This is a genomic window from Blautia sp. HCP3S3_C4, assembly GCF_052064095.1.
GTDB lineage: Bacteria > Bacillota > Clostridia > Lachnospirales > Lachnospiraceae > Blautia_A.
The window spans coordinates 214,336-230,464 of record NZ_JBQHWF010000003.1; the positions used below are offsets into that span (position 1 = coordinate 214,336).

16 protein-coding genes are annotated in these 16,129 nt (G+C 43.9%); all 16 read left to right on the plus strand.

Features of this window, described 5'->3' with window-relative positions:
• The first annotated feature begins 36 nt into the window (after positions 1-36).
• The 16 genes from fabD (at position 37) to ACTNC6_RS04700 (ending at position 16,103) form a co-directional block, all read left to right on the plus strand.
• Entirely contained in the window at positions 37-957 is a 921-nt protein-coding gene (gene fabD / locus ACTNC6_RS04625) for an ACP S-malonyltransferase (protein ID WP_441043323.1), read from the plus strand.
• The gene (fabG, locus tag ACTNC6_RS04630) at positions 958-1,698 is read left to right on the plus strand and encodes a 3-oxoacyl-[acyl-carrier-protein] reductase (protein WP_019162352.1); all 741 of its coding nucleotides are present in this window, start codon (positions 958-960) and stop codon (positions 1,696-1,698) included. It abuts the gene before it with no gap.
• Positions 1,699-1,709: 11 nt separating this feature from the next.
• Positions 1,710-2,945, plus strand: a complete 1,236-nt coding sequence (gene fabF, locus ACTNC6_RS04635; RefSeq protein ID WP_173743239.1) for a beta-ketoacyl-ACP synthase II — start codon at positions 1,710-1,712, stop codon at positions 2,943-2,945.
• Between the two features lie 106 nt (positions 2,946-3,051).
• Positions 3,052-3,474, plus strand: coding sequence for an acetyl-CoA carboxylase biotin carboxyl carrier protein (accB, locus tag ACTNC6_RS04640; RefSeq protein WP_441043324.1), 423 nt, complete (start codon positions 3,052-3,054; stop codon positions 3,472-3,474).
• A gap of 26 nt (positions 3,475-3,500) precedes the next feature.
• Entirely contained in the window at positions 3,501-3,932 is a 432-nt protein-coding gene (gene fabZ, locus ACTNC6_RS04645) for a 3-hydroxyacyl-ACP dehydratase FabZ (protein WP_441043325.1), read from the plus strand.
• A 3-nt stretch (positions 3,933-3,935) separates the two neighbouring features.
• Complete coding sequence (locus tag ACTNC6_RS04650; RefSeq protein ID WP_441032957.1) at positions 3,936-5,282, plus strand: acetyl-CoA carboxylase biotin carboxylase subunit; 1,347 nt, start codon at positions 3,936-3,938, stop codon at positions 5,280-5,282.
• A 107-nt stretch (positions 5,283-5,389) separates the two neighbouring features.
• On the plus strand, positions 5,390-7,105 hold the full coding sequence (locus ACTNC6_RS04655) for an acetyl-CoA carboxylase carboxyltransferase subunit alpha (RefSeq protein WP_441043326.1): 1,716 nt from the start codon (positions 5,390-5,392) through the stop codon (positions 7,103-7,105).
• A 691-nt stretch (positions 7,106-7,796) separates the two neighbouring features.
• Positions 7,797-9,248, plus strand: a complete 1,452-nt coding sequence (gene gltX / locus ACTNC6_RS04660) for a glutamate--tRNA ligase (protein ID WP_441032962.1) — start codon at positions 7,797-7,799, stop codon at positions 9,246-9,248.
• A 2-nt stretch (positions 9,249-9,250) separates the two neighbouring features.
• Positions 9,251-11,077, plus strand: coding sequence for an ATP-dependent helicase (locus ACTNC6_RS04665; RefSeq protein ID WP_441032965.1), 1,827 nt, complete (start codon positions 9,251-9,253; stop codon positions 11,075-11,077).
• The gene (locus ACTNC6_RS04670; protein ID WP_173743233.1) at positions 11,074-11,634 is read left to right on the plus strand and encodes a 4'-phosphopantetheinyl transferase family protein; all 561 of its coding nucleotides are present in this window, start codon (positions 11,074-11,076) and stop codon (positions 11,632-11,634) included. Before ACTNC6_RS04665 ends, ACTNC6_RS04670 begins: the two co-directional genes overlap by 4 nt.
• Positions 11,635-11,637: 3 nt before the next feature.
• Positions 11,638-12,783 carry a hypothetical protein gene (locus ACTNC6_RS04675; RefSeq protein ID WP_303242016.1) on the plus strand — a complete coding sequence of 382 codons (1,146 nt, stop codon included), beginning with the start codon at positions 11,638-11,640 and terminating at the stop codon, positions 12,781-12,783.
• Positions 12,784-12,849: 66 nt separating this feature from the next.
• Positions 12,850-13,788, plus strand: coding sequence for a stage III sporulation protein AA (spoIIIAA, locus tag ACTNC6_RS04680; protein ID WP_303242017.1), 939 nt, complete (start codon positions 12,850-12,852; stop codon positions 13,786-13,788).
• On the plus strand, positions 13,773-14,291 hold the full coding sequence (locus tag ACTNC6_RS04685) for a stage III sporulation protein AB (RefSeq protein ID WP_441032968.1): 519 nt from the start codon (positions 13,773-13,775) through the stop codon (positions 14,289-14,291). Before spoIIIAA ends, ACTNC6_RS04685 begins: the two co-directional genes overlap by 16 nt.
• Positions 14,292-14,318: 27 nt before the next feature.
• Complete coding sequence (spoIIIAC, locus tag ACTNC6_RS04690) at positions 14,319-14,513, plus strand: stage III sporulation protein AC (RefSeq protein ID WP_173743230.1); 195 nt, start codon at positions 14,319-14,321, stop codon at positions 14,511-14,513.
• 43 nt (positions 14,514-14,556) lie between these two features.
• Complete coding sequence (locus tag ACTNC6_RS04695; protein ID WP_026077024.1) at positions 14,557-14,943, plus strand: SpoIIIAC/SpoIIIAD family protein; 387 nt, start codon at positions 14,557-14,559, stop codon at positions 14,941-14,943.
• A complete protein-coding gene (locus ACTNC6_RS04700) occupies positions 14,940-16,103 on the plus strand; it encodes a stage III sporulation protein AE (RefSeq protein ID WP_441032973.1) in 1,164 nt (387 codons plus the stop codon). Before ACTNC6_RS04695 ends, ACTNC6_RS04700 begins: the two co-directional genes overlap by 4 nt.
• The last annotated feature ends 26 nt before the right edge of the window (positions 16,104-16,129 follow it).

Below are 16,129 nucleotides of genomic sequence, written 5' to 3' on the forward strand. Positions count from 1 at the left end.
AACTGATAAGAGTGGAGAAAGATGAGGAAATAATATATGTCCAAGATTGCATTTGTTTTCCCTGGACAGGGTGCCCAGTATACCGGAATGGCGAAGGATTTTTATGAAAGTTTTCCGGTAAGCCGTCAGGTTTTCCAGACAGCGTCTGAAGCCAGCGGACTGGATGTCAGGGCTTTATGTTTTGAAGAAGAGGACAGATTAAATATTACAGAATATACACAGATTGCCATGCTTACTGCGGAAATTGCCATGCTCCGTGCGCTGGAGGAAACAGGAATCCATTCTCAGGTAAACGCAGGACTGAGCCTGGGAGAATATGGAGCACTGATTGCTTCCGGTGTGATGAAGGAGAAGGATGCTTTTGAGGTGGTAAGAAAAAGAGGCATCTATATGCAGGAGGCTTATCCCACAGGTGGTGCCATGTCAGCAGTTCTGGGAACAGATGCAGGGCTGATCGAGAAGGTATGCGAAGAGACAGAAGGTATTGTTTCTGTTGCCAATTATAACTGTCCGGGACAGATCGTGATCACAGGAGAGGAAAAGGCAGTTTCTGCTGCAGGAGAAGCTTTGAAAGAAGCAGGAGCCAGAAGAGTGATCCCGCTGAAGGTCAGTGGTCCTTTTCATTGTGAATTGCTGAAGGGCGCAGGTGAGAAGCTTGGACAGGCACTGGAAGCAGTGGAGTTGCAGCCATTTTCCATACCATATGTCACTAATGTTACTGCAGGATATGTAACAAAACCTGATTCAGTAAAAGAACTTCTGGTAAGGCAGGCGTTCTCTTCTGTACGTTGGCAGCAGTGTGTGGAAGCTATGATCCGTGACGGGGTGGATACCTTTGTGGAAATCGGACCCGGAAAAACACTTACAGGTTTCCTGAAAAAAATCGACAGAAGTGTGAAAGCTCTTCATGTGGAAAAGGCAGAGGATCTGGAAACGGTCAGAAAGGAGTGTCTGTAAATGCTGGAAAATAAAGTAGCTCTGATCACAGGGGCAGGAAGAGGAATCGGCAGAGCCATTGCTGTGGCTCTGGCAAAAGAAGGAGCACAGGTAATTATCAATTATAATGGCTCAGAAAAAAAAGCCTTAGAGGTAAAACAACTGATTGAAGAACAGGGTGGAAAAGCTGTTACCTGCCAATGCGATGTCAGTGATTTTACAGCCTGCGAGAAAATGATCAGGGATGTGGTAGCTGAGTTTGGACATCTGGATATTCTGGTGAATAATGCCGGGATCACAAGAGATGGGCTGATTATGAAAATGAAGGAAGAGGATTTTGATGCTGTATTAAATATCAACCTGAAGGGAACCTTCAATACGATCCGTCACAGCGCAAGACAGATGCTGAAGCAGCGTAGTGGTAAAATTATCAATATTTCTTCTGTGTCCGGTATTCTGGGAAATCCAGGACAGGCCAATTATGCAGCATCCAAGGCTGGCGTGATCGGTCTCACGAAGACTATGGCCAGAGAGCTGGGAAGCAGAGGAATTACTGTAAATGCCATTGCACCGGGCTTCGTGGATACAGAGATGACAGAGGTTCTGGGAGACAGCGTGAAAGAAGCGGCCTGCAGACAGATTATCCTGGGACGGTTTGGAAAACCGGAGGATATTGCCAATACAGCAGTATTTCTGGCATCTGAGAAAGCAGATTATATTACAGGTCAGGTCATCAGTGTGGATGGCGGTATGAACGTATAAAGGAGAAGAAAATGAGAAGAGTAGTGATCACAGGTATGGGAGCTATCACTCCTGTAGGTCTTAGTGTAGAAGAATTCTGGAACAGCGTAAAAGAGGGCAGAACAAACTTCGCAGAAGTAACCCGCTTTGACACGACAAAATACAGAGCACATATGGCAGCAGAAATCAACAATTTCAATCCAAAAGATTACATGGATTTTAAATCTGCCAAACGTATGGAACTTTTCAGTCAATATGCAGTGGCTGCAGCAAAAGAAGCCATCGAGCAGTCCGGTCTTGATATGACAAAAGAAGATCCCTTCCGTGTGGGATGCAGCGTGGGAAGCGGTATCGGAAGCATGCAGGTAGTAGAGAAATCCTGCGAGATTCTGAATACAAAGGGTCCGGGCAGATTGAATCCTCTTATGATTCCACTGCTGATCTCCAATATGGCATCTGGAAACGTATCCATTCAGTTCGGACTCCGCGGAAAGAATATCAACGTTGTAACAGCCTGCGCAACAGGAACTCACAGTATCGGTGAAGCATACCGTACTATCCAGTGGTCTGATGCAGACGTAATGGTAGCAGGGGGGACAGAGGCTGCCATCACACCAACAGGCTTTGGCGGTTTCGCAGCCCTGACAGCTCTCACATCCTCTACAGATCCAAAGAGATGTTCTATTCCTTTTGACAAAGAAAGAAGCGGCTTTGTTATGGGTGAGGGTGCAGGTGTTGTAGTTCTGGAAGAACTGGAACATGCCAAAGCCCGCGGTGCGAAGATTCTTGCTGAGGTTGTAGGCTATGGCGCAACAGGAGATGCATTCCACATCACATCCCCTGCAGAAGACGGTTCCGGTGCTGCCAAAGCCATGGAGCTTGCTGTAAAAGAAGCAGGTATATCTACAGATGATGTATGGTATGTAAATGCCCATGGTACAAGTACACACCACAACGACTTATTTGAAACTATTGCCATTAAGAAAACATTCGGTGAGCATGCAAAAGAAATGAAAGTAAATTCTACTAAATCCGTCACAGGACATCTTCTGGGAGCTGCCGGTGCAGTAGAAGTGATCACCTGTGTCAAAGAACTTCAGGAAGGACTGATCCATCAGACAGTGGGCTATCAGGTACCGGACGAACAGTGCGACCTGGATTATGTAGGAAACGGCCCGGTTAAGATGGATATTAAATATGCATTGTCAAATTCGCTTGGATTTGGCGGACATAATGCATCCCTACTTATTAAAAAATACGAAGACTGATTTTACAGAAACATAATGAATACAGATCCGGCGGAGGGTGAAAGATCAGATATCTGGCTGGATCAGACAGCCTGAATCTCTGATTGGTTCAGGCAGGAGGACATAAATGGAATTATCAAATATAATAGAACTGATCCACGCAGTCAGTGATTCAAATCTGACACAATTTAATCTGCAGGACGGAAACTTAAATATCTCTATGTCAGCAGAGAAAACAATCGTACAGCAGGCGGCAGCGCAATCTGCAGTGCAGAATCAGATAACTGGTCAGGCAACCGGAACAGAAACTTTTACAGGAAATGTAGTGAAATCTCCTCTTGTAGGAACCTACTATGCAGCTTCATCTCCTGACAGTGCCCCGTTCGTGAAAGTGGGAGACAAAGTAAGCAAAGGCCAGGTTCTTGGCATTGTTGAAGCAATGAAGCTGATGAATGAGATCGAGTCAGAATTTGACGGTACTGTCAAAGAAATTCTGGTAGAAAATGAACAGATGGTAGAGTTTGGACAGCCAATGTTTGTGATAGAATAGAGAAAAAAGATAAGGAGGCATTTACAATGAAGCTTACAACAAAAGAAATTATGGAAATTATTCCTCACAGACACCCGTTCTTCCTGATCGATACAATCGAAGATCTGGTTCCGGGTGTAAAAGCAACAGGAAAGAAATGTATTACTTACAATGAACCACAGTTTGCAGGACATTTTCCGCAGGAACCAATCATGCCCGGAGTACTGATCATTGAAGCACTTGCTCAGACTGGCGCAGTTGCAATCCTGAGCAAACCGGAGAATAAGGGGAAAATTGCATATTTTGCATCTATCAGTAATGCAAAATTTAAGAACAAAGTAGTTCCGGGTGATACTCTTACACTTGAAGTAGAGATCATCAAGGAAAAAGGCCCAATGGGAGTTGGAAGAGCAAAAGCTACAAATCAGGACGGCAAAGTAGCAGTGATCGCAGAACTGACCTTTGCAGTAGGAGCATAACAAATGTTTGGAAAAATTTTGATTGCCAACCGTGGAGAGATTGCAGTGCGCATTATCCGTGCATGCCGTGAAATGGGAATCCGCACAGTTGCTGTATATTCAGAAGCAGACAGAGATGCCTTGCATACTCAGCTTGCAGATGAAGCAGTCTGCATTGGCAAAGCACACTCTACAGACAGTTATCTGAATATGGAGCGAATCTTAAGCGCAACTATTGCTACAAAGGCAGAAGCTATCCATCCGGGCTTCGGATTTCTTTCAGAGAACAGCCGATTTGTGGAAATGTGTGAAAAATGCAATGTAGCATTTATCGGTCCATCAGCAGAGGTTATTTCCAGAATGGGAAATAAATCAGAGGCAAAAAATACTATGCGCAGAGCTCAGGTCCCGGTGGTACCAGGCACAAAAGAGCCGATTTACACAGTGGCAGAAGCACAGGAAGCAGTGAAAGAAATCGGCTTTCCGGTTATGATCAAGGCTTCTGCAGGTGGCGGTGGAAAAGGAATGCGCGTAGCACGTAATGAGCAGGAATTTGCCAAATTATTTGAAACAGCACAACAGGAATCTATCCATTCTTTCTCTGACAATACCATGTATCTGGAACGATTTGTGGAAAATCCAAGACATGTAGAGGTACAGATTCTTGCAGATAAATACGGAAATGTGATTCATCTGGGAGAGCGTGACTGTTCTGTTCAGAGACGCCACCAGAAAATGATCGAAGAATCTCCCTGTATCGCAATTGCAGACAAACTGCGAAAGAGAATGGGAGAAACCGCAGTCCGTGCAGCAAAGGCAGCAGGCTATGAAAGTGCAGGAACCATAGAGTTCCTTCTGGATCAGTCAGGAGAATTCTATTTTATGGAAATGAATACCAGGATCCAGGTAGAACATCCTGTGACAGAATTTGTGTCTGGTGTAGACCTGATTAAAGAGCAGATCCGTATTGCGGCAGGTGAACCCTTAAGTGTTCAGCAGAAAGACATAGAAATCTGCGGTCACGCCATGGAATGTAGAATCAATGCAGAAGACCCTGAGAGACATTTCATGCCATGTCCCGGCAGGATTACAGATCTGCATCTGCCAGGCGGAAACGGAATCCGTGTGGATACAGCAGTTTATAATGACTATGCAATCCCTCCATACTATGATTCCATGATCGCAAAGATCATAGTTTATGACAAAGACCGCCGCAGTGCTATCCGGAAAATGATCAGTGCACTGGGAGAAGTTGCAATTGAAGGGGTAAAGACCAACGTAGATTTTCTGTACGAACTTCTGAACCAGCCAGATTTCCAGGAGGGGAATATTACCACAGATTTCATTCCGCAGCATTATCCGGATCTGTAAAAGAAAATATGGTGCAATTATAAAATTAGTTTGATTAATAGTTATTAATGTTATTTTGCTGTCCGAAAGCAACATTAAATTGGGTTACATAAAGGAGCAGGATTTTAATGGCAGACTTGAAGAGATTTTTTAAGAAAACAGTTTCAGAAGAGCGGAACAAACAGACCGCATCTGTTTCCGTACCTGAGGGTTTATGGATCAAATGTCCAAAGTGCGGAGAAATGGTTTACAGAGAAGACGTAATATCCAACACCTATGTGTGCCCGAAATGCGGAGGATATTTCAGGATCAGTGCAAAACGCCGCATCAAAATGATTGTAGATAAGGGAAGCTTTAAAGAGTGGTTCACAGGAATTGATAACAGTAATCCCCTGGATTATCCGGACTATCCACAGAAAATAGAAAATCTGAAAGAGAAAACCAAAATGGATGAGGCCATCCTTATTGGAGAAGCCACAATTAGTGGTATGCGCACCGTACTCGGAGTAATGGACGCCAGATTTCTGATGGCATCCATGGGTTATGTAGTAGGAGAAAAAATCGCCCGTTCATTCGAAGAAGCTACACGACAGAGTCTTCCGGTCATCCTGTTCTGCTGTTCCGGCGGTGCTAGAATGCAGGAGGGAATCGTATCACTGATGCAGATGGCAAAAACCTCCGCAGCCATCAAACGTCATTCCGAAGCAGGGCTTCTCTACACATCTGTGCTTACAGACCCGACAACCGGTGGCGTCACTGCAAGCTTCGCTATGCTTGGAGACATTATCCTTGCAGAACCAGGCTCCCTGATCGGATTTGCCGGCCCGAGAGTCATTGAACAGACTATAGGCCAGAAATTGCCGGAGGGCTTCCAGAGACCGGAGTTTCTTCTGGAACATGGTTTTCTCGACGGAATTGTTGAACGAGGCTCTATGCGGGATGTTCTTTCTCTGATTCTGAAACTGCACAACACCAGAGAATGTTACGGAAATTTTCCTCAGGAAATACCTGCCAGATCTTTCGATACTTTTGGAAAAAAGAAAAAACAGAAGAAACCCAAGAACCTTACTGCCTGGGACAGAGTCCAGATTGCCAGAAGCAGTGACCGTCCGTCAGCAGCGGAATATATTGATGCTATTTTTGATGATTTCATGGAATTTCATGGTGACAGAGGTGTCAGAGACGACAATGCCATCATCGGCGGCATCGCTACACTGGATGGACAGCCTGTTACAGTGATAGGAATCCGTAAAGGGCATACTACAAAAGAAAACATCAGATGCAACTTCGGAATGCCATCACCGGAAGGGTACAAAAAGGCTCTTCGCCTGATGAAACAGGCAGAGAAATTTGGGCGCGCAGTCATCGCATTTGTAGACACTCCGGGAGCATTTTGCGGACTGGAAGCAGAAGAACGGGGACAGGGCGAAGCCATTGCAAGGAATCTCCTGGAAATGTCTGATCTGAAGGTGCCGGTTCTTTCTGTTGTAATTGGTGAAGGCGGAAGTGGCGGTGCACTTGCACTGGCAGTTGGCAATGAAGTCTGGATGATGGAAAATGCAACTTACACCATCCTCTCACCGGAGGGATTCGCATCTATTCTCTGGAAAGACAGCAGGAAGGCACCGGAAGCTGCGGAGGTCATGAAAATAACAGCGGCGCATTTGAAAGAACTGGGGATCATTGAACGGATTATACCGGAGGAATATCCGGCAAGTGAAGAAAACTTATCTGAAATTGCAGAATATATGAAGATCAGAATGAAGCAGTTTCTGGTGAAACAAGCTGGTAAAAGTGGAGAACAGATTGCGCAGGAACGGTATGAGAGGTTTCGTAAGATGTAGCGTGTGAATGGCAAGAGGGACGCGCAGAAAAATATTTTATTGGGAGTGCGGTTTCGGGATCTAAGATATTCTAAGTCCTCAGAAATCTGCTAAAACCATGAGCCGGCTTGTCAAACTCGCTACGTCTCCGACTTCGCTCAGACAGTGATGCAGCCGGCTCATAACGCAGATTTCTGAGAACTAAGAATATCTAAGACCCCTGCAAATGCACTCCCAATAAAATATTTTTCTGCGCTGTTTTGCTGCATGTTGTCATGCTTTTTCTTAGGGGTTATATAGTTATATTGTACAGTAAATATCTTACATAGCCAATGGTCAGCATGGGAAGCGATAGTGTCTGGGGGTGAATTTGAGGGTTCATTGTAGTTCTTGGCATTTGGGAAGACGCGTTATGAGCCGATCGTTTCACTGTCTGAGCGAAGTCGGAGACGGAGCGAGTTTGAGAGAGCGGCTCATGATTTTAGCGGCTTCCCAAATGCCTAGAAATACAATGGTTCCGAAACTGAGCCCCCAGACACTATCGCTTCCCGTGCGTCCCCATTCAAAAAACATTAAAATTTTCCTACATCCCGACTTGAAATAAGAAAGCCTCTGACGTATAATAAACCCGAAAGTAGAAAGGCGCTGCTTTTAAGCAGGGTCTTTTTTTACAGATTTTGAATATATGAAAAATTCAGGAGTGAAAAAAGTTATGACCAAGATCAGAACAAGATTTGCACCAAGCCCTACAGGCAGAATGCATGTTGGAAATTTAAGAACAGCATTATATGCATACCTTATTACAAAACATGAAGGCGGAGATTTCATCCTCCGTATTGAAGATACAGACCAGGAACGTTACGTAGAAGGTGCTGTAGATATTATCTACCGTACCCTTGCAAAAACAGGACTTCTCCATGATGAAGGCCCGGACAAGGACAAAGGCTTTGGACCGTATGTACAGAGTGAACGTCAGGCACAGGGAATCTACCTGAAGTATGCACAGCAGTTAGTAGAACAGGGTGATGCATACTACTGCTTCTGCCAGAAGGAAGAACTGGAAGGTATGAAACGTGTTGTGGCAGGAAAAGAGATTTCTATCTATGACAAACGTTGTCTGAAACTTTCTAAAGAAGAAGTACAGCGTCGTCTTGATGCGGGAGAACCACACGTAATCCGTTTTAACATGCCGACAGAGGGAACTACAACATTCCATGATGTGATTTACGGAGATATTACAGTAAACAACGAGGAACTGGAAGATCTGATCCTGATCAAATCTGACGGATATCCAACTTACAACTTTGCAAACGTAATCGATGACCATTTAATGGAGATCACACACGTAGTAAGAGGTAACGAGTATCTTTCCTCAGCCCCGAAATACAACCGTATCTACGAAGCTTTCGGATGGGATATCCCGGTTTATGTGCACTGTCCGCTGATTACAGATGAGACACACCAGAAGCTTTCCAAGCGTTGTGGACATTCTTCCTATGAAGACCTGCTTGATCAGGGATTTGTTTCAGAAGCGATTATCAATTATGTGGCACTTCTCGGATGGAGTCCTGCTGACAACAGAGAGATCTTTACACTGGATGAACTGGTACAGGCATTTGATTATCATCATATCAACAAATCTCCGGCAGTATTTGATATTGCGAAACTTCGTTGGATGAATGGTGAGTATATCAAGAAAATGGATGCGGATGAATTCTATGAGAGAGCGCTTCCATATATGAAAGAAGTTCTGAAGAAAGATTACAACTTCAAGAAGATTGCAGGAATGGTACAGACCAGAATCGAAACATTCCCTGACATCCCGGCTCTGATCGACTTCTTTGAGGAAGTACCGGAATATGATTCTGCTATGTATTGCCATAAGAAAATGAAAACAAACGAAGAAACTTCTCTTGCAGTGTTAAAAGAAGTACTTCCGGTTCTGGAAGAACAGGAAGATTATACAAATGATCCGTTATTTGAAACATTAAGTGCATTTGTAAAAGAGCATGGTTATAAGAACGGATATGTAATGTGGCCTCTGCGTACTGCTGTTTCCGGCAAGCAGATGACGCCGGCCGGTGCTACTGAGATCATGGAGATCATCGGTAAAGACGAGACAATCAAACGAGTAAAGGCAGCTATTGAGAAATTAAGCAAATAAATATGAAGAGAAATCCATCTCAACTTCGGGCAATCACTCACCTGTCAGGACCTATGATGGTTCTGGCAGGTCCCGGTTCGGGGAAAACTTCCGTTATTGTGGAGAGAACTGTATACATGATCAATGAGGGGAAGATACCGGCTTCTTCTATTTTGGTTGTAACTTTTTCCAGAGCAGCGGCAACAGAGATGAAAGAACGATTTTTGAAATTCGTGAACAGTGATCGGAGTGAAGTGACCTTCGGAACCTTTCACGGAATTTTTTATGGCATTTTAAAGGCTGCATATAATCTGAATGCATCTAACATCCTGTCAGAAGAAGAGAAATATAGTATTCTTCGGGAAATGACGGAGAAATTCGGACAGGAAATGGAGCAGGAGGGAGACTTTCTCGAGGAGATAGCAAAAGAAATCAGTGTAGTCAAGGGAAATTGCATTTCCCTTGAGCATTATTATGCATCCTGTTGCTCAGATGAGGTTTTCCGGGAAATTTATAATGGATATAAAAATGCTCTCCGCACCCGACGGAAGCTGGATTTTGACGATATGATCCTCTGTTGTTATGAACTTTTTTCCCAGAGATCGGATATTTTGAAAGCCTGGCAGAAAAAGTTTGTTTACATTCTGGTGGATGAATTTCAGGACATTAACAGTCTTCAGTATAAAATACTGCAAATGCTGGCTGCACCTGCAAATAATCTGTTTATTGTAGGAGATGACGATCAGTCCATCTATCATTTTCGTGGAGCCAGACCGGAGATCATGCTGAATTTTACCAGAGATTATCCGGGGGCAGAAACAGTCCTTCTGGATGTAAACTACAGATGCTCAGGTAATATTCTGAAAACAGCTATGAATGTGATCAACTGTAATAAAAAACGTTTTCGTAAGAAACTTACTACACCCAATGATGTTGGGATGCCTGTTACCTGTAAGGTTTTTGACAATCCCAGGGAAGAGGCTGTCTGTGTTGCGGCAGCTCTGAAAAAAAGACTGGAAAAAGGAGAAAAACTGGAAAATACGGCGATTCTTCTTCGGACCAATCAGGAGGCAGAGAGTCTGATCACAGCTCTTATGGAGTATCAGATTCCTTTTACGATGAAGGAACAGCTTCCGAATCTGTACAGACATTGGATCTGCCGGAATCTGTTGGCATATCTGCATATGGCAGCAGGGGACAGAAGCAGAAAAAATTTTCTGGAGCTGATGAATCGCCCAAACCGCTATATTTCCAGGGATGCGTTAAAGAATTCCCAGATTAGTTTTCATGATCTCAGAGAATATTATAAAGATAAGGATTGGATGTGTGACCGGATTACTACACTGGAAACGCACCTGCGGATTCTTGGTACTCTTTCTCCTTTTGCTGCTGTTAATTTTATCCGCAAGGGGATGGGATATGAGGAGTATCTGCGGGAATATGCTCAGTTTCGAAGACTGAAGCCGGAGGAGCTTTTGGAAATCCTGGATCGGATCCATGAGAGTACCAGAGGTATGAAAAACCTGAAGCAATGGGAAGATTATATAGAGGATTATACGGAAAAACTGAATGAACAGGCAAAAAGGCAGAGAGACCGTAAGGAGGGAGTAACAGTATCGACTCTTCATGCAGTGAAGGGGCTGGAATATGATATTGTTTATATTCTGAACGTAAACGAAGGAAGCATTCCATACAGAAAGGCTGTTCTTGCAGAAGCTGTAGAAGAAGAAAGAAGATTGTTTTATGTAGGAATGACCAGAGCCAGGAGAAAACTGGTTCTGGCCTATGTGAATCGCCAATATGAAAAGGAACGGGAGCCATCCCGTTTTCTTGAGGAGACAGGCTTATGAATAAAGGGGTTATTTATTATACCAGAATAAGGGAAGAATATCAGAATACTCATCTGGAGCACATGATCGGAGATAAGCTTCTGGAAACAGCCCTGAAGCAGGAGCGGAATATAAAGCTGAGTGAGGAACCCAGGGGAGTGGGAGAACATGGAAAGCCTTTTCTTTCTTACAGACCAGGCGTACATTATAATATCAGCCATTCAGGTGCTTATGTGGTATGCGTTCTGGCAGACCAGGAGGTGGGAATCGATATACAGATCCATCGAAAGGTAAACTATGACAGAATGCTTCGGCGGATGGTTACAGAAAAAGAAAGAGAAGAAATACTGAAGAGACCGGATCTGGAACAGGAATTTTTCAGGCAGTGGGTAATACGTGAGGCCTTTATTAAATGGACAGGAGAGGGACTTTCCAGGGATCTTCGAAAAATTTCTGAAAAAGAAGGTGTCTGCAGGTTTTTAAACCTGCCGGAAAGGGAAAAGGGGTACAGCTGTGCTCTGTGGTCTGCGGATCCGATAGAAATAACCTGGAAATATGCAGATATTATGCTTGATTAAAAAATGGATAAACAGACGAAAAAAGAAATCCGAAGGCTGACTGTAAAAGTGATTATAGTGGCAATGGTATTTGGGCTGGCTTTCTGGGGTTATGCATTTGTCTACAGAGGCAGAACAGAACCGCCGGCAAAATATCCGGTCACTAATCAGGATGCAGCGGTTTATTCTCTCAGAGGACAGATCCAGATGCTTTCTCAGAAGGAGGATCTGATTGCATTTGCTTTTGAAGACAGAAAAAATGAAAAAGAATATGGAACCTATATTATTCCGGGACTGAAATATACCAGAACCTTCCTAAGTGCTCAGGGAAGCAAAAAGGCTGTGTGTACTTCCATGACTCCTCAGGGCCTGGCGATCACCCCGGAATATGTGCTGATCAGTGCCTATTGTCATACAGGAAAGCACAATTCGGTTATTTATGTGATAAATAAAGAAACCCACCGGTTTATCAAGGAGGTTGTTCTTCCGGGACGGCCCCATGTGGGAGGACTGGCCTATGATGAAGAGCATAATATGCTGTGGTATTCCTCCAACGTAAATGGGATTGCCCAGGCGGTGAGTATTAAAATGGATGTACTGCAAAATTATAATTACACAGAAAACAATATGCCGGTACAGACAAATCAGATCTGCAGCCTTTATGGAATCATGAGAGATTCTTTTATGACTTTTTACAAAGGTTGTCTTTATGTGGGCTGCTTTAATAAGTATACAGAGAGCAATATTGCCAGGTTTAGCGTGGACGGAGAGGGAAACCTGATCAATACCTTTGACAAAACGCTGGGAATGAATTTCGAGATGGCTGTTCCTCTGGATTATTCAACAATTTCTGAGCAGGCTCAGGGAATGGCATTTTATAATGATAAGCTTTTGCTGTCCCATTCTTTTGGGATTTTGCCATCCAGGGTGGTTTTTTATGAACAGTCGGATAAGAGATTGTATGTCAACGAAAATTCAGCAAGAAGCTTTCGATTTCCGGAAATGATCGAGCAGATCGTAGTAGAGGGAGATGACCTTTATGTGCTGTTTGAATCGGGAGCCTATGCTTATCGGGGATATACAGGAAATGTGGTAGACAGAGTGCTGAAGCTGAGTCTGCCCAAAATGGAGGCTTTCGAAAGCAGAAATGAAGTGGGAAATCTGGACTGAAAAAATCAGGGGAGAAAAGTTTCAGGGAATAAAATCAGATTGTCCACATATATTAAGTGTAAAGAGGTGAGATATATAGAAGCAGAACAGATTGAAAACCTGTTTGCAGGGAATATCCGGCAGCTTTTAATGGATGCGAAACTGAATTATGATAAATTATATGAAATACGCCTTCGGGTGGGGAGACCCTTGTTTCTGACTTATGACGGCGGAGAATGCTTTCTCAAAAGACCGGGGCAGGAACAGTATCTGGTTACCCGTGAGGATTTGAAAGAAACTCTGGAATATGTGACAGGCTACTCGCTATATGCTTATGAGGACGAAATCCGCCAGGGTTATATCAGTGTGCAGGGAGGACATAGAGTAGGAGTGACAGGAAAGGTGATTCTGGACCGGGGCAGGATCATGGGGATGAAATATATTTCCTGTATTAATGTCCGGCTGGCCCATGAAGTGCAGGGATGTGCGGACAGCATCATGTCCTATATCCGTACACAGAACTGGGTAGCGAATACGCTGATCATTTCACCGCCCCGCTGTGGCAAGACAACTCTCTTGCGTGATATTATCCGTCAGCTCAGTAACGGATGGGCGGATACTCAGGGTCTGACTGTAGGCGTAGTGGACGAGAGAAGCGAACTGGCAGGATGCTACCAGGGGATTCCTCAAAATGATCTGGGAATGCGCACAGATGTGCTGGACTGTTGCCCGAAATCTGAAGGAATGCAGATGCTGGTACGATCCATGTCTCCGGATGTGGTGGCTGTGGACGAGCTGGGGTGCGAGGAGGATTTTAAAGCTGTGGAAACAGTGATCCACTGTGGCTGCAAGCTGATTGCCACTGCTCATGGAGAAAGCCTTGAGGATATTTTGGACCAGCCATTTTTTTACAGACTTATGAGCGAAAAGATTTTTGAGAGATATATTATTCTTGGCAAAAATGATCAGGCAGGATATCTGGAGGGAGTTCTGGATGAAAATGGAAGGATATGCTTAAAACAATAGGAATCTGTATGATCCTGCTCTCAGGTGCAGGTCTGGGGTTTAACAAAAGCAGGGAACTGGGAAACAGAAAAAAACACCTGGAAATGCTGATGAGAATGATTATCCTGTTAAAAGGAGAAATACGTTATGGAAATACGTCTCTGTACGATGCCTTTACCGGAGCTGCCGGCAAACTGGAGGGAAAGTACAGAGAATTTTTTTTGAATACAGCAGAGGAGATAAAAAAGAAAAAAGGAAAACCCTTTGGGGAAATTTTTCGCAACTGTGCCCGGGAAAGTCTGGATGATCAGAATTTTACCAGAGAAGAAAAAGAGAAAATCTTTTCCCTGGGGGAGAGACTGGGATATCTGGGAATGGATATGCAGCTTCGTCAGCTTCAACTTCTGGAGGAGGATTTGGAAAATGAAATACAGGAACTGAATAAAGATCTGAAAGAAAAGAAAAAATTGTATCAGAGTCTGGGAATTCTGCTGGGTATTTTGCTGGCAGTACTGGTAGCATAAAAATAACAGGAAAGGAAGAGGAAGATATTGGAGGTCAGTATTATTTTTAAAATAGCTGCTGTGGGAATTCTGGTCTCTGTTCTCTGCCAGGTCCTTAAACACAGCGGAAGGGAAGAACAGGCTTTTCTGGTAAGCCTGGCGGGACTTTTAATGGTTCTGTTCTGGATCATTCCCTACATATATAAACTGTTTGAAGATATCCAGCAGCTATTTGTGCTGTGAAACAGGCCATCTCTGCATTCAGAAAGGCAGGATTGAGAAGGATATGGATATAATTAAAATTTCAGCCCTGGGAATCTGTGGTGTGATGTTAGGGTTCCTGTTAAAAGGCACCAGGCCGGAATATGCTTCCCTTGTTACTATGACCATAGGTCTGACAATTCTGGGACTGGCAGCAGGTAAGGTGGCTTATTTGTTTGAAACTTTGGACAGACTAAGAAAGAGTGTCTCCATTGATGGAAGTTATATAGCCATTTTGCTGAAAATCATTGGTGTGACCTATATCGGACAATTTTGTGCATCTATCTGTAAGGATGCAGGATATCAGGCGATAGGGGCACAGATTGAGCTTTTCTGTAAGCTGTCAGTGATGGTACTCAGTATGCCGGTCTTATTGGCAATTCTGGATACTATTTCGGAGTTTATGGTATGAGGTGTTTCCGGAGGATAGTCAGGATACTGGGAACTGCCCTGATGCTTTGGATCTGCCTCTGTCAGGTGCAGGCTGCAGGAGCACAGACAGAGACCGAAGATGGAGAAATATCGGTGGTTCAGGAAGAACTTTTGGGACAGATGGAATTAGAGGAAATCCAGAAGCTGGTAGATGGAATTCTGGATGAGAAAAGCTTTTCGATAAAAGATGCAGTGATGAATATGATGAAGGGGGAAGAACCTATTTCAAAAGAAGCAGTGCAGGATATGGTGCACAGCTTCTTTTTTTCAGGAATAAACCAGGAGAAAGGAATGCTTTTTCGCATTTTACTTTTGATACTTCTGGCTGCAGTGCTGTCGAATTTTGCAGATGTATTTGAAAATGGATATGCAGGAAATGTAAGTTTTTATATTGTGTATCTGGTGTTGTTTATGACTCTTATGGAGAATTTTGCAAATCTTGGAAACTCTCTGACAGAATATCTTGTTTCTCTGACAGAACTTATGAGGGTTCTGGCCCCTGCATATTTTATTGCCACAGCTGCTTCTGCGGGAGCTTCCACAGCAACTGTTTTTTATGAGGTTGCGATGTTACTTATCTGGACAATTCAGTGGTTCCTGGTCTATATACTTTTACCGGGAGCAAAGATATGTGTTCTATTGAAGCTGGTGAACCATCTGTCCAGAGAAGAAATGTTGGGAAAAATGGCGGAGCTTTTGGAGATAATGATAAACTGGGGATTGAAAACTCTGTCAGGTACAGCTGTAGGACTGCAGGTTATAAGAAATCTGGTAGCTCCTGTGATGGATTCGCTGAAACGTTCTGTGATTGGAAAGACGGCTGCAGCAATACCGGGAATCGGAAATGCTGTGAATACGATTACAGAATTGGTGCTTACTAGTGCAGTACTGGTAAGGAATAGTCTGGGAGGAGTGAGTCTGGTACTGCTTGCAACAGCAGGGCTGGGACCGATTTTGCATTATGGATTTCTTTCCTTGTCTTATCGATTTCTGGCAGCTCTGGCTCAGCCGGTTTCAGATAAAAGGATCGTCGGGGCATTAAGTTCTATGGGGGAAGGCTGTGCTATGCTTTTGAAGATTTTTTTTACAGCGGAATTGCTGTGCATGCTTGCGTTTTTGATCCTGCTGGCAGGAGGCTGAACAGAATTGCTGTGAGAAAAAATGAA